Raw genomic sequence first — 24,868 nt, 5'->3', positions numbered from 1 at the left:
AAACATGCAAGAAAATAGCAGTACTGTGCTCAAGAGTCAATTTGAGGAAGAGGTCCTTCAAGGATTAACCGCTTACCCCAAACATCTATCGTCTAAATATTTTTATGATAAAAAAGGGGATGCCCTTTTTCAGGATATTATGGCCATGCCAGAATATTACCTTACCAATTGTGAGTTTGATATTCTCCAGGAGCACAAAGAAGAAATAGCGGCCCTATTTTCAAAAGCGTCCAATTCTTTTAATCTGATAGAACTTGGTGCAGGTGATGGAAAGAAAACTAAAATCTTACTAGAATACCTATCCCAAAATTCAATCCCCTTTCAATACCTTCCAATTGATATTAGCCAAAATGTACTGGACCAATTGGAAGAATCAGTTCATTTGAATTTCCCGGAGGTTGCTATAACTCCCATGCAGGGCACCTATTTTGAGGCTCTGAAAACCATAAACGCAGACCCTGGCAGCCGTAAAGTGATTCTCTTTTTGGGTTCTAACATTGGAAACTTATTGCACGAACAAGCTATTGATTTTTTAAAAAGTATTCAGGAGCTTATGCAGAAGGACGATCTGTTATTTATGGGGTTTGACCAAAAGAAAAATCCGCAGACCATATTGGATGCCTACAATGATAGTACTGGAATTACGGAAGCCTTCAATAAAAATATTTTGGTTCGCATCAATAGGGAGCTTCAAGCCAATTTTGACCCTGATCAATTTTTGCATTGGGAAGTATACGACCCGGAAACTGGTACTGCAAAAAGTTATTTGGTTTCCAAAAAAGCACAAACGGTCCACATTAAGAAATTAGATCTGGTCGTTGATTTCAGGGCTTGGGAGACTATCCATACCGAAATATCCCAAAAATATGATGATACCGTGGTCCATTGGCTTGCGGAACAGTCCAGCTTAGCCGTGGTCACCGAGTTTACGGATCGTAAAGGATTCTATAAAAATTACGTCTTTAAGAAAAAATAATACAACACCTAAATTTATATCCCATGAAAGCAATTTGGAACGGTACGATCATCGCAGAAAGTGATGAAACTGTAGTTGTGGAAAACAATCACTATTTTCCTGCCGATAGTATCAAAAAGGAGTTTTTTAAAGAAAGTAGTACGCATACGGTTTGCCCTTGGAAAGGAAAAGCTTCGTATTATACCTTGGACGTCAATGGAAAGCAAAATCCTGATGCGGCATGGTATTATCCGGAAGTCAGTGAATTGGCAAGACAGCTAAAAGGCAGAGTTGCCTTTTGGAAAGGAGTGACCGTTGAAAAATAATCCATTGGTCACTCCTTTTTTTTATAATTCCAATACAGCATTTTCTGCACCCGCATAATCATTCCACTGGAAACGATCAGCTTCGGCATCATTTACATAATTGCCGTCAATGAGGTATCTAAACTCATATGAATTTTCTTTCTGAAGGTCAACAGTTCCCTTAAAGGTTCCGTTTTTTAATTTCTTAAGCACGCTCTTTTGTGGGTTCCAGTCATTAAAATCCCCTACAACAGCTACTTTTTCTGCTTCTTCAGCCGGTACCGTAAAGGTTACTTTACATACAGGCTTTGTTTTTAAATATTGCTTTGCAATCCCCATAATATTGTATTTAATATGGGTACAAAACAAAATATAAAACCGCTGTTATGCAATTCGTTACAGAAGATTTATCATTTTCGTAAAATCCTTTTCACAATATGTTTACTTTCATAAAAAAGCAGTTATTTTTTTACGGAGGTAAGAAAAAACAAATCTCAATTTTTAAGGATTCTTACAAGCTTTTCAATATCTTTTAAGGTATTATAAAAGTGAAAGCTCACCCGAATGCCATTTCCCCGCTTAGAAGCAACGATATTGTGCTCGGAAAGTCTTTGAAAAAGCAACTCGTCTCCTTTAAGGTTAAAAATCGTACTGTGGCTTTTTCGATCCACTACCATCACATCCAGAAGTTGTAATGCTTTGAATTCTTCCTTTGCCATTGCCGATAACTCCTTATGGCATGCCGCTATTTTAGCTTTCCCAATAGCCCCTAAAAATTGTAAAGAAAACTGTAGGCTACCAAAATTCAGCGTGTCCAAATGTCCCGGTTCAAAATGCTTGGAAAAACGAACCTCCTCCCTCCTAGAAGTCATGGTATCTGCAGCATTATACCCTATAGCCTTCACCTGAAGTTTTTCTTTTAGGGAATCTTTAAAAAGCATAAAGCCATTGCCATAGCCCGATAACAACCATTTATACGCACTGGCACCCAACACATCTATACCGGAGTCTTCAAAATTAAAGTCGGTTGTACCGCAAAACTGTGTTCCATCAGCAATAATAATCAGATCTGGATGTGCGGTTTTCAATTGTTTTAAAAATTGAAGATCAATACGGATACCACTAATATACTGCACTAGACTAAGTGCCAATACCGTAATCCCATTGGCAAGGATCATTTCGGCGATGCGTTCTTCCAAATGTGCACTGACTTCAAGATAGGAAATAGAAAAACCCCTTGTCTCAAAGGGCCAGTTCACTGAAGGATAATCGTCTTTCAATAGCAAAACCCTATGTTTTTTATCCAAACCTTCCAAGAGCATATTCAGGCCTAGGGAAAAATTGGGAACCAAAGCCAAATTTTCCGTGCTACATCCAAAAAATTCTCCGACCGTTGTTTTCACATCCGCGCTAAAGGCGCTGCTTTTTTCCTTCAGAAGACTCCCTTTGATCAGATAATCCAAATCGTGCTCCTGCCGCCATTCCAAAAGACTATCATAGAGTATACCCGAGGCTGCTGTATTTAAATATAGGCGTTGTTTTAGTATAGGGAACTCTTTTATCGCATGTGTTATTTCCATAAGGCAACTACTGATGATTTACTGTATCTTTACCACAAATATAGGTATTCAATGTGCGCTAAACCCCAAATAAAATCGCAAGATTCAGATATAAATTCCAGTAAAGAAGCCGTATGCTTGATCATGATCGCTGCAGCCGGTGAAAATAATGCATTGGGAAAAGACAATGATCTTTTATGGCGCCTTCCCGATGATTTTAAGCGCTTTAAAACCTTGACTATGGGCCATACGATCATTATGGGACGAAAGACCTTTGAGAGCTTGCCATCGCCCTTACCCAGACGGACGCACATTATTGTAACAAGAGATCAGGAGTATACGGTAGATTTTCCAGATTGTCTGGTGGTGCATAGTATGGAAAGTGCGATTGCTCTAGTTTCAGAGGAAGAACAGGCCTATATTATTGGCGGAGGTGAAATATATGCCCTGGGCATGGAAATCTCTCAAAAATTAGAACTGACCCGCGTTCATGGTACTTTTAATGAGGCCGATACTTTTTTTCCTGAAGTAGATACCGACATCTGGAAGTTGACAGCGGAGGAGCATCATCCAAAGGATGAAAGACACCAGTATGCTTTTACATATCTTACCTATGTAAAAAAAGGAGTGTAAATAGCCCCTTAGCCCAGCATGCACCTTTGCCTTAGAAATCGCAAAAAGATACGGTAAAATCGGCTTGCACTTCTTTCAAAAACTGAGCTAACACCGTAGTATCGGTATTGGAATAAAACTGATGCTTACTTTGATGTTTTGTCGTTCTCAACAAGTTATGCTTTTGCAATATTGCCTTGGTTTGCCGTGCAACGGCCTCTCCTGAATCTATAATTCTTACATGTTTTGGGAGCAATTCTTTTAAAACCGGGATAAGGTAAGGGTAATGTGTACACCCCAACACCAAATAATCTATTCCCTGCTCCAACATAGGAGCCAGGTATTTTTGTAGCAGGTCGCGGGTTTCCGCAGCATGAATCTTACCCGCCTCGATCAAGGGCACCAAGCCCAATCCTTCTTGTTCCAATACCGTGATTCCCTGAGCGTGGAGTTTTGCTGTACTGTGGAACAAAGCACTGGATAAAGTACCCTTGGTTGCCAAGACACCAACTGTCTTACTAGCGGAATGCATTGCGGCGGGTTTGATCGCCGGTTCAATGCCGATAAACGGAACGGTGTAATTTTTTCGGAGATAATCAATGGCATTTGTAGTCGCCGTATTGCAGGCCACCACTATGATTTTACAATCCCGCTGCAACAATAGTTCTGTATTTTTAATACTTAAGGCCAAAATATCCGTAGCGGATTTCGCGCCATAAGGGGCATTTCTACTATCTGCCAAATAGATGGTATCCTCATAGGGCAAGGCTTCGTACAACTCTTGCCATATGGAAGTACCTCCTACTCCGGAATCAAAGACACCAATAGGCTTATTGTACATTTTCTATTGTCTGTTTTTGGGATAGCTGAATCATTATACCGTAAAAATAAAAAAACCACCTCACTCGGGTGGTTTTTTAGTTTCTAAAATAAGGTACTTTTCTAGAACCCTAATTCTTTTTTCACTTCAGGAAGGATATCTTTCCCTTTAGCTACGATCAATCCTTGACCTTGGGTAGCGTCCATAACATAATCATATCCTAAAGCTGCGGCCACCTTATCAATGGCTTCTTTTGCTTTTTTGGAAATGGGTTCGAACAATTCTCCTTGTTTCTTCTGGAATTCCGCTTGCGCTGCCTGTTGTGCGGCACCAATGTTTTTCTCTATTCCTTGAAGTTCAATAGATCTTTTTTCGTTTTCCTCTTTGGATTTGGAAGGTGCTTCATTTTGGTAAAGCGTAGCCTTGTTCTGATATTCTGTTATTGAACTTTGAATATCTGCTCCATAGGTTTCCTGTAATTTCTTTAATTCGGCCTGTGCTGCAATCATCTCCGGCATTTCAGACAAAAGTTGGGTTACATTGATATGTGCAATTTTTTGCGCATTCACATAGCTCGTTGTTGCTACGAATACCATTAATGCAACTGCTATTCTCTTTACTTGTTTCATCATTACTTGCGATTAATTAATTTTGAGTGTTAAATTTAGAGTTAATTATAAATATAAGAGATACTCTTTTCATTTTATTCTTTAGTACCCTCTTCTTTTTCTTCTGTTTCTTCTTTTTCCTCTTCCTTCTTTTTACTATTCTTCTTACGTGCTTCTAGTTTCGCCTTTCTTTTGGCCTCTCTTTCTTCCAACAATTTCTTTCTTCGTGCTTCATACGCTTTTTTGCGCTCTTCTCTCAATTTAAGCTTGGCGGCACGTTCATCTTCCGCTGTCTTGGCTTTCTCATCTTGCACCTCTTTAGACTTGGCTTGCCGTTCTTTTATGGCCTCACTTACTTCTTTTTCTGGTTCTCCTTGCAGTTTTTCCAATCTTTTGGCTGCTTTTTTCTTTTTAGGAGCACTTATTTTTCGCGTTCTTGAGATGGCCCTAAGAACCAAATCACTGATATCGTGTCTTTTTTGAGAGTACAACATTACGACATCTGCTGATTTATCAAAAATAAAATCGTATTTTCTATTGGCTCCTATCTTTTGTACTTCACTAAAAACCTGATCTTGTATGGGCTGTATCAATAAACGTTTCTGCACGACCAAATCTCCCTGAGGCCCAAACCTATCTTGTTGATATTCCAACATTTCCTTCTCCAGCACCTGAATTTCTTCTTCCCGTTCTGCAATGAGTTCATTGGTAAGCAGCACTTTTTCTGCCATCAAATCTTTCTTCATCTGCTCTACCACACCCTGTTTCTGCTCAATCTCAATTTTCCATTTCTGCACTTTGTTCTCCAACTGGTCCGTTGCCTCTCTATATTCTTCTACATTTTCCAAGATATACTCCATATCAATGTAAGCAATCCTAGCTCCACGTTGCGCAAAGCTCTGGAACGAAACCATCACAGCTGCTATAACTAAAAGAACTTTTATTTTCATTTTATTTACGTTTTTGTATATAGAAAATATCGTGCCAAAATAATTAAACCTCTAAAAATCAATGTTTTAAAAATTAAAAAACATTGATTTCATGGAATCTATACGCATACATTTCTTTGTATTCCACACTTTTTATGTTCCAAAAATAAATTAAAACTATGAATTATGTCAAACTGATTTTCCGTAATTAAAACTGTTGTCCAATAATGAAGTGCGTTTGCCATCCACTAATTCCAGTTGATCTAGGATTTCTATCAGTATCAAAACCATATCCAAAATCTATTCCCAATAACCCAAATGCAGGTAAAAAGATACGTACACCGGCTCCGGCCGATCTCTTTATTTCAAACGGATTAAATTCCTGAAAATTGTTGAAAGCGTTTCCTCCTTCTAAAAAAGCAAGGCCGTAGATAGAAGCAGAAGGTTTTAAAGTGAGCGGATATCGCAATTCCAGGGAGAATTTATTGTACACCACTCCCCCTTCTTGCTGTCCCGTCAATGGGTCTGTTGGTGTCAAGGCTAAATTGTCGTATCCTCTAAGTTGTACTACATCCCTACCATCCAGGGTGAAGTTTCCTAAACCGTCTCCACCAACAAAGAAACGTTCAAAAGGAACATTACCAATATCATTGTTATAGTTCCCCAAGAAACCAAATTCAGCATTGGTTCTTAATATTAACTTATTGTCCAATGTCAACGGAGTATACCAATCTCCCTTGAATTTGATTTTGTAAAATTCCAATAAGTTAAAACGCTCTTCTTCCAAGGATTCCAGCTCATTTCCTTCCAAAGTTGTCAAAGGGCGTGTGGTACGGATTTCCTGAAGTTCCTCACTTCGCTCACGAATGGGACCAAAATCCTTATTACTGAACAATGACCATGGTGGTGTGGCTTTGGCCGTAATGGTAAATTCAGATCCAGACCTTGGATATATTCTACCTCCTCCAATAGAGTTTCTGGACAGTCCGAAGGTATAACTCAAGGAATTGGATTTCCCGTTTCCGAAGTTGAATAATCCCGTGGTAAAGTTTCTAAAGTTATAGAGTTGATATCCCAAGCTATGTGATACGGTAAAGAAATCATCGGGCCATTGCACCCTTTTTGCCAATCCAAGTGAGATTCCCGTAATGGAAAACTGTTGGTTTCTATCGATATCCCTTGTGGTAAAATCAAAACGGAATTGCTGCGTTCTGGAGAACGAAAGGTTAAATCGCACAGGTTTTCTTCCTCCTAACCAGGGTTCAGAAAAGTTAAGACTATAGACGCGGAAAGTTCTACTGGCTTGTAATCGCAAGGCAAAATTCTGCCCGTCACCCGATGGTACCGGTTTATACGATTCCCCATTAAAGATATTTTGGATCGAGAAATTACTGAAGGACAAGCCTAAGGTCCCGATAAATCCTCCTCCTCCAAAACCACCTTGCAGTTCTATTTGGCTAGCTCCGGACTCTACAAGATTATAGGCCAAATCTACCGTTCCTTCATTTGGATTTGGGTTTTGGATATCAGGAGTTACATTCTCCGCATCGAAAAAGCCCAAGGCGCCAATTTCGCGAATACTACGGATAATATCTGCCTTGTTGTATTTTTGACCAGGACGAGTCCGTAGTTCCCTAAAAATTACATGATCGTTTGTCTTCTCATTTCCTTTCACCGTAACATGATCCAAAAAGGTCTCTTTTCCTTCAATAATGCGAATCTCAAAGTCTATAGTATCATTTTGAGCAGAGATTTCAACAGGATTGATGGTCGAAAATAAGTATCCATTATTTTGATATAAACTCGTGACATCACGTGGATCTGGTTTCGTATCGTCCGCTATACGTTCTTTCAACAAAACCCCATTATAGGTTTCGCCTTTTTTAATTCCTAATTGTTGCGCTAAAGCCCTATCCGTATAGACGGTGTTCCCAACAAAATTGATATCTCCAAAGTAGTACTTGTTTCCTTCTTCTACCTTCAATTTAAGGTCAATATTGTTTTCGTCTACATTGACGATCGTATCGGAGATGACCCTCGCATCGCGATACCCTCTTTCAGCGTATTTATCGATCAGGGCATCTAAATCGTCCTGATAATCTTCCTCAATATATTTGGATTTTTTAAAGATGCGATAAAACTTCTTTTGCTTGGTATTCTTTAAGGCTTTTCGTAGTTTCTTGTCGGAGAGCTTCTCATTGCCCTCAAAACTTATTTTTCTGATTTTTACCTTGTCGCCTTTTTTTACATTGATCACCATGTTCTCCACATTGGCGGTCTGTGAGGTATCTTTAGCCGTCGCAATACTCACCTTGGTATTTAAGTATCCTTGTTTCTTATATTTATTCCTAAGGTAATTTTTGGTATTCGCAATAAGACTCTCTGTGATTTTCTTCCCCTTTTTAAGATCGGTTTCCTTTAGGATATCATCGATCTTTCTTTTCTTCACTCCATAGAGGGTAACATTGCCCAAAGATGGGCGTTCTATAATGTTCAGTTCCAAAAAAATCTTGTCTCCTTGAACATCGGTTTCGTAGAAGGCAATATCACTAAAAAGCTCCAAGCCCCAGAGTTTGGTAATAATAGCGCTGATCTCCTCCCCTGGCACGGTAATGGATTGTCCTACACGTAATCCGGTATAGGTTTTTACGGTCTGTTCATTATAACTTTGTAATCCTGTAACGGTTAATCCCCCTAAAATATATTTTTTCCCATTTTGATACGCAGCTTCTTGCTGCGCAGTGACAGAAAGTGTAAAAAGAAGGATTAAGGTTGTGGTTATGAATTGAGGAGATATGAATCTTTTCATACCTTTAATTAAGTTGTTCGCTAGTTTTTCCAAATCTTCGTTCTCTATTCTGGTAATTTATAATTGCCTTCACCAAATGATGTTCACTAAAATCGGGCCAAAATACATCAATAAAATATAATTCTGCGTATACTATTTGCCATAGTAAGAAATTACTGATTCTATGTTCGCCGCTGGTACGGATAAGTAGGTCTACATCGGGTAAGTCATGCGTGTAAAGATGGTTATTAATAATGGTTTCATCAATATTTTCTGGAGAAATTATATTATTTTTAACTTTGATACTTATGGCTTTTACCGCATTTTTTATCTCTTCCCTAGCGCCATAACTCAATGCCAAAGTCAGGGTCATCCCTGTATTTTCCTTTGTTTTCTCAATAACATCAACAAGCTCCTTATGGGCTTTCTTAGGCAAGGAATCAATATCGCCTATAGTATTCAATTTGATATTATTTTCTGTAAAAGTTTTTAACTCTTTTTTAAGGGAAGACACCAATAAGCGCATCAATGTGTCTACTTCGAGCTTGGGTCTATTCCAATTTTCCGTAGAGAAAGCGTATAAAGTAAGGTATTTTAATTTTAGTTTGGCACAGGTTTCGACAGTGGCCCTAACCGCATTTACGCCATTTTCATGACCAAATACCCTTAGTTTACCACGTTCTTTCGCCCATCTCCCATTACCGTCCATAATTACGGCAATGTGCGCAGGCATTTTTTCTTCATTAATATCCTCTATAGTGTTCATAACAGTATTACTCGAAACAATCGGAACAAGGTGTCCTTCCAAAGGTATACGTTAATGTAAACCCTGAAAAAACGTACCAATCGTCACTAAAAATATTTCCAAAACGGAATTGCTCAAAATTTGAACCTTCCGGATTGCTGGCATCGAGGTTATCGGTAAACGTGTACCGAGCCCCAATTTCTGCCCCTAATATCAACTCATTATTGATGCGGGCTTTAAAGCCCACTATCATCGGAACGGCAAAAGATCCATCGCGTTGATCCAAATTTTGCAATTCCCCTATTGCAGTATCAAAATAATTAAAGTCGTATCTAAAATACGTAACTCCCGTATATAGATACGGCGTAAAGGCCGGGCCTAATTTGTGCAGGTTGTACTCCAAAAAATTAAACTCTAAACCTGCCGATACCTCAAAAATAGAATTCTTGATCTCAAATCCTCTTTGCTCCCTGGAAGCGATGTCCGACTTGCTGTCATCTGCTGTAAAATTACCATACATCAAACTTCCTCTCCAAGCATAACGCTTACTTTTATTCCATTTAAACAAACCACCAAAAGCAATGCCCGAGGGCAATATATAATTTGTTCTTCCTACATCTCCAATATTATTGGTTCCGCCCAAAAAAGCCCCAATTTCATAGGTTTGAGCGCTCATTTCACCTATAACAAATACAAGAATTACTACACTAAATAATCTCATGAATTCCTAAAAGTTTGCAAATATAACAATTTCAGTAGCTTAACCTACATATTTATTATATTCATGTTCTCTCTTGATAAACAACTTTTAGCATCATTTATTGTTTTAACCTTAGGATCAATTCCGCTTATCTTCACCCCATAATAATTTATTCCGAAGTGTTTTTAAAAAACTCTCCGAATTATATTCGATCATTTTAATGGTGAAGTTCGCCTTTTTAAGGATCAACTCCTTTCCATTTTCCAATGTCGCTATTCTCGAATCCAATGAAAGCATATGGGTATCTTCCCTACCTGAGACCTTCAATCGTATTCTCGTTTCATCCGATATCACCAGAGGTCTTGCATTGAGATTATGTGGTGCTATGGGGGTAATGATCAATGATTTTGCAGTAGGCGCAACTACAGGGCCGCCGCAGCTCAAGGAATAGCCCGTGGAGCCCGTAGGAGTGGATACGATCACCCCATCTGCCCAATAAGAGGTCAAATACTCATCGTTCAAATAGGTTTCTACCGTAATCATGGACGTCGTATCTTTTCTACTGACCGTGATTTCATTCAAGGCAAAATTGAGATTCCCAAATTCCGTGACATCAGAATTTGGACAAAGTTCTACCAAACTTCGCTCTACAATAGTGTAAGCCCCTGCAATGAATTCTTGCACCATGCGCCGAACATCTTCTTTCTTAAATGTGGACAAGAATCCCAAACGCCCCGTATTTACACCAACTATAGGAATACCCATATCCTTCACATAGGTGGTGGCTCGAAGTATGGTACCGTCTCCTCCAAAACTAACAAACATGTCAAATGAAGCATCCAACCCCTCCGTTTCCGTAAAGGTATCATAGGCATCCAGATCATGGAATTTGGCAATGTATTCATAAAAAACGGCCTCAAAGCACACTTTGGCCTCTGTTTTTACAAGCTCATCCAGAAGCTCCAGAACGTATTCCAATGCATTGTCCTGATAGGTTTGACCGTAAATCGCAATTTTCATTTGCTTAGACATTTAAGTATTTGTCCAAATAATCGGATCGCTGCTTTAAATCTTCCATAAATTGATCGTCATTGTTTCCAAAGACAATAGTATAATTGTATCGCCTAAAACTTTGGATGATCTCATTGAGGTTGGAAGCACTTATCTTAATGGTAATTTCTACCACGTCGTTTTGCGTAGCGGTTATAAAACCACCTAAAAGCTTAACATTATTGCTCTCCACGATCTGGGCCACTTCACTGAACGAATAATCTTTTGCGCCAATAGCCAAAACCAAAATACCACCAGGTTCTGTAAAAAACGGGGTATCTATGAATACTCCAACGATATCCGTAAGATCATAATATCCAACAATTTTATGATGTTCGTTCAATACGGCCACAAGATTGGCTTCATTTCTGGCAAAAGTCTCCAATACATCCAACCACGAAGTTTCCTTTTGAACGGAAAAAGTTTCCATATTATAGCGGTAATCCTCAATTTTATGATCTTCTTCAAAGCTTTCCAGGTCATTCTCTCCCAATAGTCCCAAAAAGACCCCATTTTCGCAAATTGCCACATGGGAATAGGTAGTATTTTTGAAAAATTGTATGACATCTTTCATAGGGTCTTCCACCTTAAATACGGGAATGTTCTTAATAATATGTGATTGAATCTGCATAACTTTCTAATTCTGTCGCAAAATACTAATAATAAATATCAAAAGGCATGCCTAATTTGTATTTTTGCAGCGGTTTTAAGGGAAACCACCTTGGGGCAAACCCATGAGAAATTTATAAAAAGAATTTATATAACATGTAGACACAAGTGTCTAAACATTTAAATCTCGTTCATCGAGGAATCGTATCACATGACAAAACTTAGCGTTAACATCAACAAAATAGCCACCCTGCGCAATGCACGTGGCGGCAACACCCCTGATTTGCTCAAAATGGCTGCGGACATAGAATCTTATGGTGCACAGGGCATTACCATTCACCCTAGACCGGATGAAAGACACATTCGTTATCAGGACGCCCGGGATTTAAAAAAATTGGTCACCACAGAGTACAATATTGAAGGGAATCCGATCCAAAAATTTGTTGATTTGGTTTTAGCAATAAAACCCACCCAAGTGACCTTGGTGCCAGATGCGATGGATGCCATCACCTCAAATGCGGGATGGGACACTATAAGCCATCAACAATTCTTAACAGATATTATCGCCACATTTAAAGCACAGCATATCCGAACGTCCATTTTTGTGGATACCGATTTAAAAATGATCGAAGGCGCTGCAAAAACGGGTACGGACAGGATCGAATTATATACCGAAAGTTATGCCAAAGCCTACGCTACGGGTAATCATGATGAAGTAAAAGCCTTTAGTGCAGCGGCCACTTTGGGACATCAATTGGGCATGGGCATTAACGCCGGACATGATTTGAACTTGGACAATATTACCTTTTTCAAGGAACGGGTCCCGCATTTGGAAGAAGTTTCCATAGGGCATGCCTTGATATGTGAATCTCTTTATCTGGGCATAGAAAATGTAGTGAATATGTATTTAAATCGATTACAATAATGACACTTTTACATTCCAAAATTCTAGGCGAAGGCCAGCCTTTGATCATATTACACGGCTTTCTAGGGATGTCCGATAATTGGAAGACCTTGGGAAACCAGTATGCCGCATCCGGCTTTGAGGTACATTTGATCGATCAGCGAAATCATGGAAAAAGTTTTCATTCGGAAGATTTTGATTACGATTTCATGGCAGAGGACGTTCAACGCTACATGACGCACTATGGCCTCTCCAATGCAGATGTTATTGGCCATTCTATGGGCGGAAAAACGGCTATGCACTTGGCCTGTAGCGCCCCCGATCGGGTCAGAAAGCTTGTGGTTGCCGATATCGCTCCTAAATTCTACCCTCCGCACCATCAAGATATTATAGATGGATTGCTTAGCCTTCAGTTACACGAAATTGGTTCAAGAACCGAAGCCGATAAACGTTTATCGGAACATATCCCCAATTTTGGGATTCGACAATTTTTACTCAAAAACTTATATTGGGTGGAAAAAGGGGTGCTCGGATTTCGATTTAATTTGGCCGTACTAAGCACTAAAATGGAAGAAATAGGTGCAAATATTGGTACTACAGATCGCTTTACAGGCCCGAGTTTGTTCCTTAGGGGGGATCGATCTGAATATATCGTCGCTGCGGATACCGCAGAAATAGAACGCCATTTTCCGCTAGCGACCATAGCAACCATTGACAAGGCTGGGCATTGGCTCCATGCCGAAAACCCCAAGCAGTTTTTCGAAAAATCCATAGCATTCCTAAATCCATAATATTTGGACTGTTTTATTATGCATGCATAATTTTTTTGCCCATCTTATTGCAAGTGTCATAATTTTGGTTAATTTTGGAATTAACGCTGTATTAACAGTTGTTTTAAAAAAAATTAACTCAAAAATTCCCATAATGAAAAAGATTTATGCACTGTTAGCTTGCTTTGGACTTGCTTTTGTTTCGTGTAGTGATGATGATGGTCCGGCAACCACTCCGGTTGCTCCAACGCCCCCTCCGGTGGAAATCACTTCCGGATCCGCAGATTTCTCCAACTATGTAGCCGTTGGAAATTCGCTCACTGCCGGATTCTCGGATTCCGCATTATTCGTGGATGGGCAAACCGCATCTTTCCCCAATATGTTGGCGGGCAATTTTGCCTTAGCGGGTGGAGGCGCTTTTACTATTCCTTTTATGGCCGATAATCTAGGGGGTGCCACTTTAAACGGACAGCCTGTTTTTGGTAATCGATTGATTTTATCTTTTGCTTCTGGATCTCCTGCCCCTGTGCCTGTTTCAGGAACGGGAAGCACGGAAATATCCAATATTCTTTCGGGACCCTTTAATAATATGGGAGTGCCCGGTGCAAAAAGTTTTCACCTATTACTTCCTGGATACGGTAGTCTTGCAGGAATCCCTGTTGGCCTGGCCAACCCCTATTATGCGAGATTTGCCAGTGCACAAGATGCTACAATTCTTGGAGATGCTGCTGCGCAAAACCCTACTTTCTTCACGTTGTGGATCGGGAATAACGACATTCTAAGTTTTGCTACTTCAGGTGGTGCTGGTGTAGATCAGCTAGGGAACCTAAATCCTGCATCTTATGGTCCAAACGATATTACAGACCCCACGGTTTTTGGTGGTGTATATACACAATTGCTACAGACGCTTACCGCAAATGGTGCCGGAGGCGCTGTTGCCAATTTACCTAATGTAACTTCACTTCCTTTCTTCACTACCGTACCTTTTAATGCGGTGCCCTTAGATGCTGGAACCGCAGCTTTGCTCAATAGCAATTTTGCTGCTTATAATGGCGGTTTGCAATTAGCAGCGGCAAATGGATTGCTTACTCCGGAGGAAGTAGCACAGCGTACCATTGTTTTCCAAGAAGGTCAAAATGCGATGTTAATGGAAGATGAAGATTTAACCGATCTTAGTGCAACCCCAATACCTTTGCCCAATTTAAGGCAAACTACAGCGGAAGATCTTATTGTCTTTACGGCACAAACAATTATAGGGACACTTGTAGACCCTAGCAATCCTACATTGATAAACGGTGTTTCCGTTCCTTTGGCCGATCAGTGGGTCTTGACTCCAGAAGAGCAGGCTTCCATTACCACGGCGCAAACCGCTTTCAATCAAACCATAGCTGCTTTGGCGACACAGTTTAATGTGGCCTTGGTAGATGCTGCAAGTTTCTTGGATGTTGTAGATGTGTCTGGAGTTCCATTGGCAGATGGAAGTACGGTAACCTCAACCTATGCTACTGGAGGAGGTTTCTCTTTGGATGGCGTTCACCCATCCCCAAGAGGTTATGCTTTGATTGCCAATCTCTTTACCGAAGCCATCAATGAAAGGTATGGCTCCAATTTGCCGCCGGTTAATCCATTGGCTTTTACCGGACTTTATGTCAATTAATACAGAATAAATATGTAATTTTAAAGGTGTCTAGGTATAGACACCTTTTTTTATACCCTAAAACCAGTGACTTATGAAATTTTTATTGCGAACCTTATTAAGCGCTTTAGCCGTAGTTATTCTGGCTAAAGTACTGCCCGGTGTTGGTGTGGATAGCTATACTACCGCTATCATTGTTGCCTTAGTCTTAAGTCTATTGAATTTTATTGTAAAGCCGGTTCTTATTGTATTGACCCTGCCTGTAACCATTGTCACACTAGGTCTTTTTCTATTGGTCATCAATGCCATTATCATTCTTCTGGCCGATTATTTTATTCGAGGTTTTCAGGTAGACGGTATTCTTTGGGCCTTACTTTTTAGCTTGGCATTATCGTTTTTACAATCCATTTTGTTTTCCCTACTTAAAGAGGATAAAAAGAAGTAAGCTATTCTTTTAAGTTCCTGTCCTCTAAAAACTTGCCGAACTTCATAAAATATGCTACTTTTGCATCCCATTTTACTAATTTAGTTATAGAGATGAATATCACAAAAGAGCAGATTGACGAATTAAATGCTGTTGTAAAAGTCGCCATTACAAAGGATGACTATCAAGAAAAGGTAGATTCCATTTTAAAAGATTACAGAAAACAGGCCAATATTCCTGGTTTCAGAAAAGGTCAAGTTCCCATGGGACTGATTAAAAAACAATATGGAAAGGCGATCTTGGTCGATGAAGTAAACAAGCTTTTACAAGATAATCTCAATAAATACCTTACCGAGGAAAAATTGGACGTTCTTGGAAATCCCCTTCCAAAACAGCGTGATGATTTTGATTGGGACTCTGAAGAATTTGCTTTTGAGTTTGAATTAGGCTTGGCCCCTGATTTTGAAGTTGCCCTTAAATCCAAGAAAGCCATTACGCATTACAAGATTATTGCGGATGACAAAATGGTGAACGAGCAAATTGACCGTATCCAGAAGCAATATGGCAAATTGGTCAACAAAACGGAAGCCGGCAAAAAAGATGAGTTAACAGGGACTTTTGCCCATGAAGATCAAGAGATCAGCCATAAAACTACGGTAGAACTGGATAAGATCAAGAGCAAAAAATCGTTGGACAGTCTTGTTGGAAAAAAAGTGGGCGATGTAGTGACCTTAAAAACAAAAGGGCTTTTTAAAGAAGATTTCATGCTTACGGCCGCTTTAGGTGTTTCCAAAGATAAAGAGGACGATGTAAAGAATATTGAAGTTTCTTTTACTATTGAAGAAATCAATGAAAGAGAACCTGCCGCATTGGACCAGGAGTTGTTCGATAAATTGTTCGGAAAAGATACGGTTACTTCCAAAAAAGAATTGCAGGAAAAAATCAAAGAAGATTCGGAAAGTCAGTTTGTACAGCAATCCGATCAAAAATTACTCAATGATATCACCGAGTATTTCATTGAGCATACCAAATTTGACCTTCCCACAGAGTTCCTAAAAAAATGGATTCAGATGACCGGGGAAAATCCACTTTCCGAGGAAGAAGCCAATGAAGAGTTTGAAAAATCCGAAAAAGGACTTCGCTACCAATTGATCGAAGGCAAAATTATTCAAGAGCACGATTTACAGGTACAGTTTGATGAATTGAAAGAATTCGCCAAAGGCTTTATTAAATCGCAAATGGCACAATACGGCCAATTAAATCCTCAAGAGGAGGAATTGGATAACATTGCTACCAGAGTACTTTCCAATCAAGATGAGGTGAAACGCTTATCGGAACAATTAATGAGTCAAAAACTTATTACATTGTACAAGGAAAAAGCAAACTTAAAATTAAAGGAAGTTACTTACGAGGATTTCGTGAAAGAAGTATATGGGTAAGTTTTCCAAAATAAAATAAGTATATTTACGGTGCTTTAAAACGGTTGTTTTTTAGCACCTTTTTTTTATCAAAAATTTGACAAAAACCTATGGATTACGGAAAAGAGTTCAAGAAATTTGCTATAAAGGACCAAGGCATAAGCAGCACCTACTACGATAAAATAATGAGCAGCATGTACCCTACGAACATGACGCCCAATATTATTGAAGAACGCCAGATGAACATTGCCATATTTGATGTTTTTTCGAGATTGATGATGGATCGCATTATCTTTCTAGGTACGGGCATTAATGATCAAGTGGCCAATATCGTACAGGCGCAATTGTTATTTTTGGAAAGTGCAGATGCCAACAAAGACATCCAAATTTACATCAATTCCCCCGGAGGCAGTGTATATGCCGGATTGGGAATCTATGATACCATGCAGTTCATCAAGCCCAATGTGGCTACCATCTGTACAGGAATGGCAGCTTCTATGGGAGCTGTATTGCTATGCGCGGGTGAAAAAGGAAAACGAAGTGGACTTCCCCATTCCCGTGTTATGATCCACCAACCTTTAGGAGGTGCCCAAGGACAGGCCAGTGATATTGAGATAACAGCCCGGGAAATCCTAAAACTAAAGGATGAACTTTATCAAATTATCTCCAATCATTCCGGACAAAGTTTTGAAAAAGTGAGTGAAGACAGTGATCGGGATTATTGGATGAAAGCCGACCAAGCCAAGGAATATGGCATGATCGATGAGATTTTAGTAAGGGAAAAGAACTAATTTCGACAAATCTACGTTAAGGTAGGGGTGTTATTGCAATACACCTTAAAAAGTAAGACGGGAATAGTTCCGTTGATACAGCACTTAGTAATTGCTACAGTATGGCCAAGGAAAATTTAGAATGCTCCTTTTGTGGAAGGAAAAAGCCGGAAACCAATCTCTTGATTGCAGGCTTGGATGCACATATTTGTGATCGATGTATTGAGCAAGCACATGGCATTGTTGCCGAAGAATCCAAACAGTCCAAAAGTCAGGATCTTTCTTCAGAATTGGTCTTAAAAAAGCCCTTGGATATCAAGAGTTTCCTAGATACTTTTATTATTGGACAGGAGCGGACTAAAAAGGTGATGTCCGTGGCAGTATACAATCATTACAAAAGATTGCTTCAGCCACATTCCAAGGAGGACGATATTGAAATTCAAAAAAGTAATATTGTGATGGTGGGTCAAACCGGAACCGGAAAGACCCTTATGGCCAAAACTATTGCAAGGATGCTAAATGTACCTTTAGCCATTGTTGATGCTACGGTATTGACCGAAGCCGGATATGTTGGCGAAGATGTAGAGAGCATTCTTACCCGTTTGCTACAGGCCGCCGACTATAATTTGGAAAAAGCGGAACGCGGTATTGTTTTCATTGATGAAATCGATAAAATTGCCCGGAAAAGTGATAATCCCTCCATTACCAGAGATGTCTCAGGTGAAGGGGTACAACAGGGTCTTTTAAAGTTATTGGAAGGTACAGTGGTCAATGTTCCCCCGAAAGGAGGAAGAAAGCATCCAGACCAGAAATTCATAGAGGTCAACACAGAAAATATTTTATTTATTGCCGGTGGCGCCTTTGATGGTATTGAACGCATTATCAATAAGCGTCTCAATATGCAAGCGGTGGGTTATAGTGCTTCCAAAGCGGAAGATGCCATGGACAACACCAATCTTTTACAATATATCATTCCCAAAGATTTAAAAGAATTTGGTTTAATTCCGGAAATCATTGGGCGTCTTCCTGTATTAACGCATATGAATCCGTTGGACAAGAAAACCTTGCGTGCTATACTTACTGAACCTAAAAATGCCATTATTAAGCAGTACGAAAAACTGTTTGCCATGGATGATATCGCTTTTAGTATCACCGATCAGGCTTTGGATTATATTGTAGAGAAGGCGGTGGAATATAAATTAGGCGCAAGAGGATTGCGATCTCTTTGTGAAGCCATTTTTACCGATGCGATGTTTGAATTGCCCAGTAGTGACGATAAAGTGTTCAAAGTATCGAAAGCCTATGCTGAAGAAAAATTATCCTATGATACCATTAAGAAACTGAAAGCCGTTTCTTAAAGTAGTACCATAACGAACAATTAAAATATAAAGGCCCGTATTTGCATAGAAATACGGGCCTATTTTTTATAGGACATTAATAGATGCGTCTTAGCTCTGGTATTGTATGTTAAAGACTCTACTTAGTAAATCTTTACATACTTTCTGGATGATTTTTTCATCCGTATAGAGTTCATGCCCAAAATTTGGAATGAGTTCCATTGATGTTTCCAGATTATCTGCCCATTCTTGGGTTGGCCTATTGCTATCGTTCTCTCCATACATCAAGGTCACGGGGGTTTTGATCAACTCTTCCTCCATTCGCAATCTCGTAGCCGAAACATTGTACAAGGACTTCATAGGCAATCCCCGAAGACTTGCTTTCCAAGCAATAGTTCCTCCAGTACTAAAAGCCAAATAATGACTGGGTTCTGTTTCTTTTTTTAGGAGGTGTGCCACAGCCGTATCAATACCGCCATTCACAAACTCTTGATGTAAATTCTCTGCGGAATCTACGGTGATATTGATATTTGCCAATTGTTGACAATCATAAAAAACAATATCAAAATACTGTTGCAGATACCCTAAGTATGAAGTAATCCACAAACCTTTTTTGGCTCCCCACATATCGGAGATTACCACTAATCTTTCTGCCATAATAAATAATTATAAGTTGGTTCTGGTTAAGCTACGGTTCAATATGTAGATAAAACGTGAAATTTTCAATTTTATTTGTTCATCCGAAGTAATTCTTCGACATACTCCCGTTCATTGGACAATCTGGGGATTTTATGTTGCCCTCCCAATTTGTTTTTGGATTTCAACCAATCGTAGAATAAATTTTCCCGGGCAATATGTACCATGGGCATTTTGAGGGTCATGTTATTGTAGCGTTTTGCCTCGTAATCGGAGTTCAATGATTTGAGCGCATTATCCAAGAATTCCGTAAAATAGGCCAATTCTTCAGGAGGTTTTCTAAATTCTATGATCCATTCATGTGCTCCTTTTTCTTTGCCCGACATAAAAATAGGTGCTGCCGTATAGTCCTTTATTTCCGCTCCGGTCTTTACACAGATATTTTTAAGGGCTTCTTCCGCATTTTCAATGATCAATTCTTCCCCAAAGGCATTGATATGATGTTTTGTTCTTCCTGTAATCTTAATGCGATAAGGAGCCGTAGACGTAAAACGTACGGTATCTCCTATCTTATACCTCCAGAGCCCGGCATTCGTAGTAATGACTATGGCGTAGTTTTTTCCAATTTCCACTTCCCACAAAGGAATGGCCTGTTGTTTTAGCGTACCATAACTATCCATAGGAATAAACTCATAGAAAATGCCATAGTCCAACATCAACAACAAATCATCTGCATTGTTTCTATCCTGGATCGCAAAAAAGCCTTCGGACGCATTGTAGATTTCATAATAATTGAAGTTCTTTCTGGGAAGCAATTTTTCATACTGCCCCTTATAAGGTGCAAAATTTACTCCCCCATGAAAATACACTTCCAGGTTTTCCCAAACTTCAAATAGATGCTCTTTACCCGTTTCTTCCAGGACATTGTTTAAAAGTACCAACATCCAGGAAGGTACTCCGGCAAGACTGGTGACATTTTCCTGTATACTTTCCCGGATGATGGCCTTCATTTTAATCTCCCATTCACTCATCAAGGATACCTTATTGCTCGGGGTACTGCTCAATTCTGCCCAAAAAGGCATATTGTCTATCAATATTGCGGAAAGATCGCCAAAGAAAGTTCCGTTGTCCTTATAGAGTTCCTTACTTCCCCCCAAGCGTAAGCTCTTTCCCGTAAATAATTGTGAGTTTTCATTATTATTTAAGTAAAGACACAATAAGTCCTTCCCCGATTTATAATGACAATCTTCCAAAGCTTCGGAACTTACAGGGATAAACTTGCTTTTAGCATTGGTGGTACCACTACTCTTAGCGAACCACTTTATACCCGTAGGCCAAAAAATATTCTGCTCTCCCCTTCTACTCCTTTCGATCATGGATTCCACTTCCTCATAATTCTGAATGGGAACCCTATCCGCAAACATGCGATAATTGTTGATGGTATCAAATTCATAACGCTTTCCCATTTCCGTATCCTTGGCTGTGGAAACCAATTGATGCAATACCTCTTCCTGTACCTCAGCAGGATACTTTAAAAAAAGTTCTATTTGGTGATAGCGCTTTTTTAACAGCCAAGAAGCTATTGAATTGAATAATGGTATTGGCATTTTAGGTATCTTTACCCTGTTTTATACAGGTTTTTAAAGTTGGATTTGTTTAGCTAAAAATAGTTTTAAAAGTTATCATTTTCAAATTGATTCATTAATAAATATAAAGCTTTTATGCAGTTCGAAGGTGTTTTACGTAAAATGCAGAGTGAAATGGGTTCTCCCATTCAGTATTATTTGGTTTTTGAGCAAGATTTTTTACATATGAACCAACTATTGAATAAGGAGTTAAAGCTGCATTTTATAAAATACCAATGCTTAAATTGTGGAAGGGAACGCCCTATTTACCGACAAGGTTTTTGTAAAAGTTGTTTTTTTGAAATTCCCTCTGCCGGCGATTGGATCATGAGACCAGAACTGAGCACGGCGCATTTGGACAAGGAAGATCGTGATCTGGCCTACGAAAAAAAAGTGCAATTGCAACCCCATATTGTGTATTTGGCCAATTCCAGTAATATTAAAGTGGGGGTAACCCGTAAAACCCAGGTGCCTACACGTTGGATCGATCAAGGCGCACATGAGGCCATTGAAATTGTGGAAGTCCCCAATAGATATTTGGCCGGCATCACCGAAGTTGCCCTAAAAGAACATGTAAGCGACAAGACCAATTGGCGCAAAATGTTGACCAATTCCATAGAAGATGCCGACCTCATCACTTGGCGAAACACCCTAAAAGCGTATATCCCAGAAGAAGCAAAGGCCTATTTTATTGAGGAAAATGGAGAAACCCATTTAGATTTTCCGGTCTTGCAATATCCGGAAAAAGTTAAAAGTTTAAACTTGGTCAAAGCACAGGAGTATGCAGGTATATTAAAAGGAATAAAGGGGCAATACCTCATTTTTGAAGACAATACCGTATTTAACATTAGGGCAAACGAAGGCTTATATGTTGGCATAGGCTTAACCTAAAAGCTTCCTTCAAAACCTTTTACGGTTTAACGAATAATTTAATCCCACCTATTTTTCCATTTAAAATAGCTGTATATTTATAAGGCTATGGGTAAACATACGTTTAAATTACAGCTTGCGGGCCAGGAGCGATCGGCCAGTGTAGACATTTTAGAGGTAAAAGATATTGTAATGTTCGTTGCGGGTACAACGGACCCCATTAATACGGTGCCTGCAAATCATCAAGCCAATAAAACCTACTGGCAAGGAGAAAATGGAGATCTTAACAATCTGTGGAGCCAGGTTAAGGCATTAAAACCACAATATTTGGACCTCCATATTGAAGATAGTTTTTTTAGTTGGTCTGGAGATAACAATCATGAAGCCAGAACTCGGGCCGCAGAAAGGTTATTGGATCTTTTTCTAAGGGTGTATAGCGGATGGACCGACAAAGAAGTGTTTCTGCACCTCATAGGGCATTCCCATGGTGGCAATGTCATTAATCAATTTACAGAGATCATTGCGACTGCAGAAAACTTCCCCCAACAGTGGTCCGTAAAAAGTATTACCTACTTGTCAACTCCTTTTTTTCAGGAACAACATCAATTGAATCTTAACAAACTGCATCCTGATTGTAAAATTATCAATGTGCATAATGAATATGACATTACGCAACGTTTTGTGGCCGATTTTAGCTTGAAAAACTTAGAGGTTTTGCTTTCTAATTTCAAGAGCAGTGATTTTAAAAATGCCATTGAGACCATCCAGGCTACGGATTTTGACGTTTTCTCAGCCTTGGGAACCTTTAGGGGCCGGTTGGACAATACCACCGAAGGCCCTCCCCTATGGACCCAAACAGCAAATCTGCTGGAAGGCATCGAAGCACTTTTTGAAAAGATCATTGCCTATGTAAACCAACTTGAAGATACCGGGGTGTTATCCAACCAGAAAGCAGAATTGTTGGCACGTCTTGGTGAAATTCTAGGATGGGCCAGTACACAAAGGCCTATCTTCCAGCGGAATCGCGCCAATCGTGCAGGAGGATATGATCGTGATGCCTTTTTTGAGGATTTTGATTTTCTGGGTGTCTTACGAATTGCGAATCGATTTTTTGCCATAGAAAATGGTGTTGAGGACAGCTATCTCCTTGGCCTTTTGGACCGTATCTCAAGCCCTGGGGGCACAGGGATTACCGATCGTATCGATGATACGAGCTGGACTCCCGAAAATCAGGTCAATGGGGCACGTGAAATTATCCCGGTTCCTATTTTTACACATGACGCCTATGATAGTAGAAACAAAAAAGCGGAATACGACCAGTTTATTTCCGGTATTGAAAACTGTGTCAAAGAAAATAGACCCGATGCCATAAGAGAACTGCTTATGCGGTTGCTTAGTCAACTTGCCCCACCGGACACCCTTACTCCCATTATTGATGGAATCAATAAATTGGAATGGGTAATTACCAAGGAGACGGACCGGCAGGCAAAAGCCTTAAAGCGAAATTTCGTCGTATACCGGCGATTGATGCAAGAATTTCATGCGGACCTGGTCACCACGGCGGATCAAGAAAATGAAAAACTTGACCCGAAACCCGGGAGTCTTCCGTATTTGGCAACGGTTTCCCATAGTTTGAGTCACAAAATGTTGTATTCTGATGTAGAATCTCAGCTCAGAGCCGCCTTTGGTTCTGGTAAAAATCCCGGATATCAACGATGAAGACCTGGCTCACCTATTGTTTATGGAGTATGGTGATTTTAATCACCTCTATACTCTTGATTCGCTACTACATTGATTGGGACGAAATTGCGCTATGGGTAGGTAGTATTGTTGGCTTGATCGCCATTCCTCTTTTTATATTGCTGGATTATTTTTTTATCCGACGCAAGGTACGGCCACTTATTCTTTTGGGTGTTCTTCGAGGCGTTGTGGGTATTTTACTCATTCAATGCATCTACTTCATTGCGGATGCCCTAAAATAGGTAGACTCAGAGGTCTTCTTTCTGTTGCGCTACTACTTCCAGTTCAATTTTCTCCATATCCTTTTTCACTTGAATATTTCGAAGCGTATCGTCGGCAAGCAGTTCTCCTTGATACTTAAAATCTACCGTTTGATCGTTAAGGCTGATGGTCATATCTTCTCCGATCATATCTTTGGTCTTAATATTGAGAAAAATGGTCTCCCCTATTTCTGCCTTTTCGATCCGATTGTTCATATTATCCGTAATATAATAGTCTACAATCCTAGGGCTTTTCTCGGATTCCATCTCAGGTTCTAGAGCAGTGGGTGCTGCATAATTGTTTAAATCGGTTACTTTCCATGATTTTTCGAAGACCATATCACCTATGCGCAAAATTCCGGGAGAGAAGGTAAACGTATCTGTAGCGGGTGTTCCGGAAAAAGCTCTGAAATGGCGTTCGTACTGCACCACATAGGTATCAAAAAATTCATAGTCCGTTAATTTAGAGAAACCATCACGCTTATAAAAACGGATATACCCCCGGCTCATCGTATCTGGGGATAGGGCCAAGCCCAGAAGATCCGCAGCGCCATCCGCTTCTATCGTTATGGTAAACAAGCCACCATTGGGGATAGATTCTGGTTGCAACGTACTATAATCTACCTGCTGATAAAACTGTATATTGGTATCCAGCACATTGATCACTCTATTATTGATAAAAAGTTTAGCTAAAAAACTCATCTAGTTCCACGCTTTGCAATTGACTTCTAAAATACAATTTCATCTTCTAAGTCCCGTACAATTTCTAAGGATTTCGTCTAAATACCATCAAGACTC

Annotated in this window: 26 protein-coding genes; 13 read left to right on the top strand and 13 right to left on the bottom strand. The window is 39.7% G+C overall.

Annotated features, from left to right (window positions below):
- Positions 1 to 4: 4 nt before the first annotated feature.
- On the top strand, positions 5 to 976 hold the full coding sequence (gene egtD, locus ACEXOE_RS20420; RefSeq protein ID WP_394750715.1) for an L-histidine N(alpha)-methyltransferase: 972 nt from the start codon (positions 5 to 7) through the stop codon (positions 974 to 976).
- Between the two features lie 23 nt (positions 977 to 999).
- On the top strand, positions 1,000 to 1,281 hold the full coding sequence (locus tag ACEXOE_RS20415) for a DUF427 domain-containing protein (protein ID WP_394750714.1): 282 nt from the start codon (positions 1,000 to 1,002) through the stop codon (positions 1,279 to 1,281).
- A 21-nt stretch (positions 1,282 to 1,302) separates the two neighbouring features.
- On the opposite strand, the gene ACEXOE_RS20410 is transcribed toward ACEXOE_RS20415, so the two are convergent.
- Positions 1,303 to 1,599, bottom strand: a complete 297-nt coding sequence (locus ACEXOE_RS20410; RefSeq protein WP_394750713.1) for an isoamylase early set domain-containing protein — start codon at positions 1,597 to 1,599, stop codon at positions 1,303 to 1,305.
- 155 nt (positions 1,600 to 1,754) lie between these two features.
- Positions 1,755 to 2,840 carry an aminotransferase class V-fold PLP-dependent enzyme gene (locus tag ACEXOE_RS20405; protein WP_394750712.1) on the bottom strand — a complete coding sequence of 362 codons (1,086 nt, stop codon included), beginning with the start codon at positions 2,838 to 2,840 and terminating at the stop codon, positions 1,755 to 1,757.
- Positions 2,841 to 2,963: 123 nt separating this feature from the next.
- On the opposite strand from ACEXOE_RS20405, the gene ACEXOE_RS20400 reads away from it, so the two are divergent.
- Positions 2,964 to 3,452: a dihydrofolate reductase gene (locus tag ACEXOE_RS20400; protein WP_394750885.1), complete on the top strand. Its 489-nt coding sequence runs from the start codon at positions 2,964 to 2,966 to the stop codon at positions 3,450 to 3,452.
- Between the two features lie 31 nt (positions 3,453 to 3,483).
- On the opposite strand, the gene murI is transcribed toward ACEXOE_RS20400, so the two are convergent.
- From murI to ACEXOE_RS20360, 8 genes are all read right to left on the bottom strand, one after another.
- Positions 3,484 to 4,272 carry a glutamate racemase gene (gene murI, locus ACEXOE_RS20395; protein ID WP_394750711.1) on the bottom strand — a complete coding sequence of 263 codons (789 nt, stop codon included), beginning with the start codon at positions 4,270 to 4,272 and terminating at the stop codon, positions 3,484 to 3,486.
- A gap of 101 nt (positions 4,273 to 4,373) precedes the next feature.
- On the bottom strand, positions 4,374 to 4,880 hold the full coding sequence (locus ACEXOE_RS20390; RefSeq protein WP_394750884.1) for an OmpH family outer membrane protein: 507 nt from the start codon (positions 4,878 to 4,880) through the stop codon (positions 4,374 to 4,376).
- A 74-nt stretch (positions 4,881 to 4,954) separates the two neighbouring features.
- A complete protein-coding gene (locus ACEXOE_RS20385; protein WP_394750710.1) occupies positions 4,955 to 5,809 on the bottom strand; it encodes an OmpH family outer membrane protein in 855 nt (284 codons plus the stop codon).
- 187 nt (positions 5,810 to 5,996) lie between these two features.
- Positions 5,997 to 8,597 (bottom strand): BamA/OMP85 family outer membrane protein, encoded by a 2,601-nt coding sequence (locus ACEXOE_RS20380; protein ID WP_394750709.1) that lies wholly within the window; start codon positions 8,595 to 8,597, stop codon positions 5,997 to 5,999.
- A gap of 4 nt (positions 8,598 to 8,601) precedes the next feature.
- Positions 8,602 to 9,342 (bottom strand): isoprenyl transferase, encoded by a 741-nt coding sequence (locus ACEXOE_RS20375; protein ID WP_394750708.1) that lies wholly within the window; start codon positions 9,340 to 9,342, stop codon positions 8,602 to 8,604.
- A gap of 7 nt (positions 9,343 to 9,349) precedes the next feature.
- The gene (gene porG / locus ACEXOE_RS20370; RefSeq protein ID WP_394750707.1) at positions 9,350 to 10,042 is read right to left on the bottom strand and encodes a type IX secretion system protein PorG; all 693 of its coding nucleotides are present in this window, start codon (positions 10,040 to 10,042) and stop codon (positions 9,350 to 9,352) included.
- 117 nt (positions 10,043 to 10,159) lie between these two features.
- Positions 10,160 to 11,041, bottom strand: a complete 882-nt coding sequence (locus tag ACEXOE_RS20365; RefSeq protein WP_394750706.1) for an NAD kinase — start codon at positions 11,039 to 11,041, stop codon at positions 10,160 to 10,162.
- A gap of 4 nt (positions 11,042 to 11,045) precedes the next feature.
- Entirely contained in the window at positions 11,046 to 11,702 is a 657-nt protein-coding gene (locus tag ACEXOE_RS20360) for a CBS domain-containing protein (RefSeq protein WP_394750705.1), read from the bottom strand.
- Positions 11,703 to 11,891: 189 nt separating this feature from the next.
- Between ACEXOE_RS20360 and ACEXOE_RS20355 the strand changes: the two genes are divergently transcribed.
- From ACEXOE_RS20355 to clpX, 7 genes are all read left to right on the top strand, one after another.
- Positions 11,892 to 12,605, top strand: coding sequence for a pyridoxine 5'-phosphate synthase (locus ACEXOE_RS20355; RefSeq protein WP_394750704.1), 714 nt, complete (start codon positions 11,892 to 11,894; stop codon positions 12,603 to 12,605).
- Complete coding sequence (locus tag ACEXOE_RS20350) at positions 12,605 to 13,375, top strand: alpha/beta fold hydrolase (protein WP_394750703.1); 771 nt, start codon at positions 12,605 to 12,607, stop codon at positions 13,373 to 13,375. Before ACEXOE_RS20355 ends, ACEXOE_RS20350 begins: the two co-directional genes overlap by 1 nt.
- A gap of 133 nt (positions 13,376 to 13,508) precedes the next feature.
- Complete coding sequence (locus ACEXOE_RS20345; RefSeq protein WP_394750702.1) at positions 13,509 to 15,011, top strand: G-D-S-L family lipolytic protein; 1,503 nt, start codon at positions 13,509 to 13,511, stop codon at positions 15,009 to 15,011.
- Positions 15,012 to 15,084: 73 nt separating this feature from the next.
- Positions 15,085 to 15,435 (top strand): phage holin family protein, encoded by a 351-nt coding sequence (locus ACEXOE_RS20340; protein WP_394750701.1) that lies wholly within the window; start codon positions 15,085 to 15,087, stop codon positions 15,433 to 15,435.
- A gap of 92 nt (positions 15,436 to 15,527) precedes the next feature.
- Positions 15,528 to 16,853 carry a trigger factor gene (gene tig, locus ACEXOE_RS20335; RefSeq protein WP_394750700.1) on the top strand — a complete coding sequence of 442 codons (1,326 nt, stop codon included), beginning with the start codon at positions 15,528 to 15,530 and terminating at the stop codon, positions 16,851 to 16,853.
- Positions 16,854 to 16,942: 89 nt separating this feature from the next.
- The gene (gene clpP / locus ACEXOE_RS20330) at positions 16,943 to 17,623 is read left to right on the top strand and encodes an ATP-dependent Clp endopeptidase proteolytic subunit ClpP (protein WP_394750699.1); all 681 of its coding nucleotides are present in this window, start codon (positions 16,943 to 16,945) and stop codon (positions 17,621 to 17,623) included.
- Positions 17,624 to 17,724: 101 nt separating this feature from the next.
- Positions 17,725 to 18,960, top strand: coding sequence for an ATP-dependent Clp protease ATP-binding subunit ClpX (gene clpX, locus ACEXOE_RS20325; RefSeq protein ID WP_394750698.1), 1,236 nt, complete (start codon positions 17,725 to 17,727; stop codon positions 18,958 to 18,960).
- Between the two features lie 90 nt (positions 18,961 to 19,050).
- Here clpX and ACEXOE_RS20320 read toward each other — a convergent pair whose 3' ends face one another.
- Together ACEXOE_RS20320 and ACEXOE_RS20315 are read right to left on the bottom strand one after the other, a co-directional pair.
- Positions 19,051 to 19,596, bottom strand: coding sequence for an alpha/beta fold hydrolase (locus ACEXOE_RS20320; RefSeq protein WP_394750697.1), 546 nt, complete (start codon positions 19,594 to 19,596; stop codon positions 19,051 to 19,053).
- A gap of 71 nt (positions 19,597 to 19,667) precedes the next feature.
- Positions 19,668 to 21,182 carry a GH3 auxin-responsive promoter family protein gene (locus tag ACEXOE_RS20315; RefSeq protein WP_394750696.1) on the bottom strand — a complete coding sequence of 505 codons (1,515 nt, stop codon included), beginning with the start codon at positions 21,180 to 21,182 and terminating at the stop codon, positions 19,668 to 19,670.
- A gap of 114 nt (positions 21,183 to 21,296) precedes the next feature.
- Between ACEXOE_RS20315 and ACEXOE_RS20310 the strand changes: the two genes are divergently transcribed.
- The 3 genes from ACEXOE_RS20310 (at position 21,297) to ACEXOE_RS20300 (ending at position 24,052) form a co-directional block, all read left to right on the top strand.
- A complete protein-coding gene (locus ACEXOE_RS20310; protein WP_394750695.1) occupies positions 21,297 to 22,091 on the top strand; it encodes a DUF2797 domain-containing protein in 795 nt (264 codons plus the stop codon).
- A gap of 87 nt (positions 22,092 to 22,178) precedes the next feature.
- Positions 22,179 to 23,789, top strand: coding sequence for a hypothetical protein (locus ACEXOE_RS20305; RefSeq protein WP_394750694.1), 1,611 nt, complete (start codon positions 22,179 to 22,181; stop codon positions 23,787 to 23,789).
- A complete protein-coding gene (locus tag ACEXOE_RS20300; RefSeq protein ID WP_394750693.1) occupies positions 23,786 to 24,052 on the top strand; it encodes a hypothetical protein in 267 nt (88 codons plus the stop codon). Before ACEXOE_RS20305 ends, ACEXOE_RS20300 begins: the two co-directional genes overlap by 4 nt.
- A gap of 6 nt (positions 24,053 to 24,058) precedes the next feature.
- Here ACEXOE_RS20300 and tssD read toward each other — a convergent pair whose 3' ends face one another.
- A complete protein-coding gene (tssD, locus tag ACEXOE_RS20295) occupies positions 24,059 to 24,772 on the bottom strand; it encodes a type VI secretion system tube protein TssD (protein ID WP_394750692.1) in 714 nt (237 codons plus the stop codon).
- Between the last annotated feature and the right edge of the window lie 96 nt (positions 24,773 to 24,868).

It is taken from the genome of Spongiimicrobium salis (genome assembly GCF_043678055.1).
GTDB classification, from domain to species: domain Bacteria; phylum Bacteroidota; class Bacteroidia; order Flavobacteriales; family Flavobacteriaceae; genus Spongiimicrobium; species Spongiimicrobium salis.
The sequence above is the reverse complement of the archived record's forward strand: the minus strand, read 5'-3'. Positions and strand labels throughout refer to the sequence as shown.

What these genes read in the sequence shown, in the direction of transcription:
- ACEXOE_RS20410 (WP_394750713.1), bottom strand. Translation starts at nt 1,599, where the DNA reads ATGGGGATTGCAAAGCAATATTTAAAAACAAAGCCTGTATGTAAAGTA.
- ACEXOE_RS20365 (WP_394750706.1), bottom strand. Translation starts at nt 11,041, where the DNA reads ATGAAAATTGCGATTTACGGTCAAACCTATCAGGACAATGCATTGGAA.
- ACEXOE_RS20400 (WP_394750885.1), top strand. Translation starts at nt 2,964, where the DNA reads ATGATCGCTGCAGCCGGTGAAAATAATGCATTGGGAAAAGACAATGAT.
- murI (WP_394750711.1), bottom strand. Translation starts at nt 4,272, where the DNA reads ATGTACAATAAGCCTATTGGTGTCTTTGATTCCGGAGTAGGAGGTACT.
- clpX (WP_394750698.1), top strand. Translation starts at nt 17,725, where the DNA reads ATGGCCAAGGAAAATTTAGAATGCTCCTTTTGTGGAAGGAAAAAGCCG.
- ACEXOE_RS20375 (WP_394750708.1), bottom strand. Translation starts at nt 9,342, where the DNA reads ATGAACACTATAGAGGATATTAATGAAGAAAAAATGCCTGCGCACATT.
- ACEXOE_RS20405 (WP_394750712.1), bottom strand. Translation starts at nt 2,840, where the DNA reads ATGGAAATAACACATGCGATAAAAGAGTTCCCTATACTAAAACAACGC.
- ACEXOE_RS20320 (WP_394750697.1), bottom strand. Translation starts at nt 19,596, where the DNA reads ATGGCAGAAAGATTAGTGGTAATCTCCGATATGTGGGGAGCCAAAAAA.
- ACEXOE_RS20390 (WP_394750884.1), bottom strand. Translation starts at nt 4,880, where the DNA reads ATGAAACAAGTAAAGAGAATAGCAGTTGCATTAATGGTATTCGTAGCA.
- ACEXOE_RS20300 (WP_394750693.1), top strand. Translation starts at nt 23,786, where the DNA reads ATGAAGACCTGGCTCACCTATTGTTTATGGAGTATGGTGATTTTAATC.
- ACEXOE_RS20360 (WP_394750705.1), bottom strand. Translation starts at nt 11,702, where the DNA reads ATGCAGATTCAATCACATATTATTAAGAACATTCCCGTATTTAAGGTG.
- ACEXOE_RS20355 (WP_394750704.1), top strand. Translation starts at nt 11,892, where the DNA reads ATGACAAAACTTAGCGTTAACATCAACAAAATAGCCACCCTGCGCAAT.
- tssD (WP_394750692.1), bottom strand. Translation starts at nt 24,772, where the DNA reads ATGAGTTTTTTAGCTAAACTTTTTATCAATAATAGAGTGATCAATGTG.
- ACEXOE_RS20415 (WP_394750714.1), top strand. Translation starts at nt 1,000, where the DNA reads ATGAAAGCAATTTGGAACGGTACGATCATCGCAGAAAGTGATGAAACT.
- ACEXOE_RS20345 (WP_394750702.1), top strand. Translation starts at nt 13,509, where the DNA reads ATGAAAAAGATTTATGCACTGTTAGCTTGCTTTGGACTTGCTTTTGTT.
- ACEXOE_RS20310 (WP_394750695.1), top strand. Translation starts at nt 21,297, where the DNA reads ATGCAGTTCGAAGGTGTTTTACGTAAAATGCAGAGTGAAATGGGTTCT.
- clpP (WP_394750699.1), top strand. Translation starts at nt 16,943, where the DNA reads ATGGATTACGGAAAAGAGTTCAAGAAATTTGCTATAAAGGACCAAGGC.
- tig (WP_394750700.1), top strand. Translation starts at nt 15,528, where the DNA reads ATGAATATCACAAAAGAGCAGATTGACGAATTAAATGCTGTTGTAAAA.
- ACEXOE_RS20315 (WP_394750696.1), bottom strand. Translation starts at nt 21,182, where the DNA reads ATGCCAATACCATTATTCAATTCAATAGCTTCTTGGCTGTTAAAAAAG.
- ACEXOE_RS20380 (WP_394750709.1), bottom strand. Translation starts at nt 8,597, where the DNA reads ATGAAAAGATTCATATCTCCTCAATTCATAACCACAACCTTAATCCTT.
- ACEXOE_RS20340 (WP_394750701.1), top strand. Translation starts at nt 15,085, where the DNA reads ATGAAATTTTTATTGCGAACCTTATTAAGCGCTTTAGCCGTAGTTATT.
- porG (WP_394750707.1), bottom strand. Translation starts at nt 10,042, where the DNA reads ATGAGATTATTTAGTGTAGTAATTCTTGTATTTGTTATAGGTGAAATG.
- ACEXOE_RS20385 (WP_394750710.1), bottom strand. Translation starts at nt 5,809, where the DNA reads ATGAAAATAAAAGTTCTTTTAGTTATAGCAGCTGTGATGGTTTCGTTC.
- ACEXOE_RS20305 (WP_394750694.1), top strand. Translation starts at nt 22,179, where the DNA reads ATGGGTAAACATACGTTTAAATTACAGCTTGCGGGCCAGGAGCGATCG.
- egtD (WP_394750715.1), top strand. Translation starts at nt 5, where the DNA reads ATGCAAGAAAATAGCAGTACTGTGCTCAAGAGTCAATTTGAGGAAGAG.
- ACEXOE_RS20350 (WP_394750703.1), top strand. Translation starts at nt 12,605, where the DNA reads ATGACACTTTTACATTCCAAAATTCTAGGCGAAGGCCAGCCTTTGATC.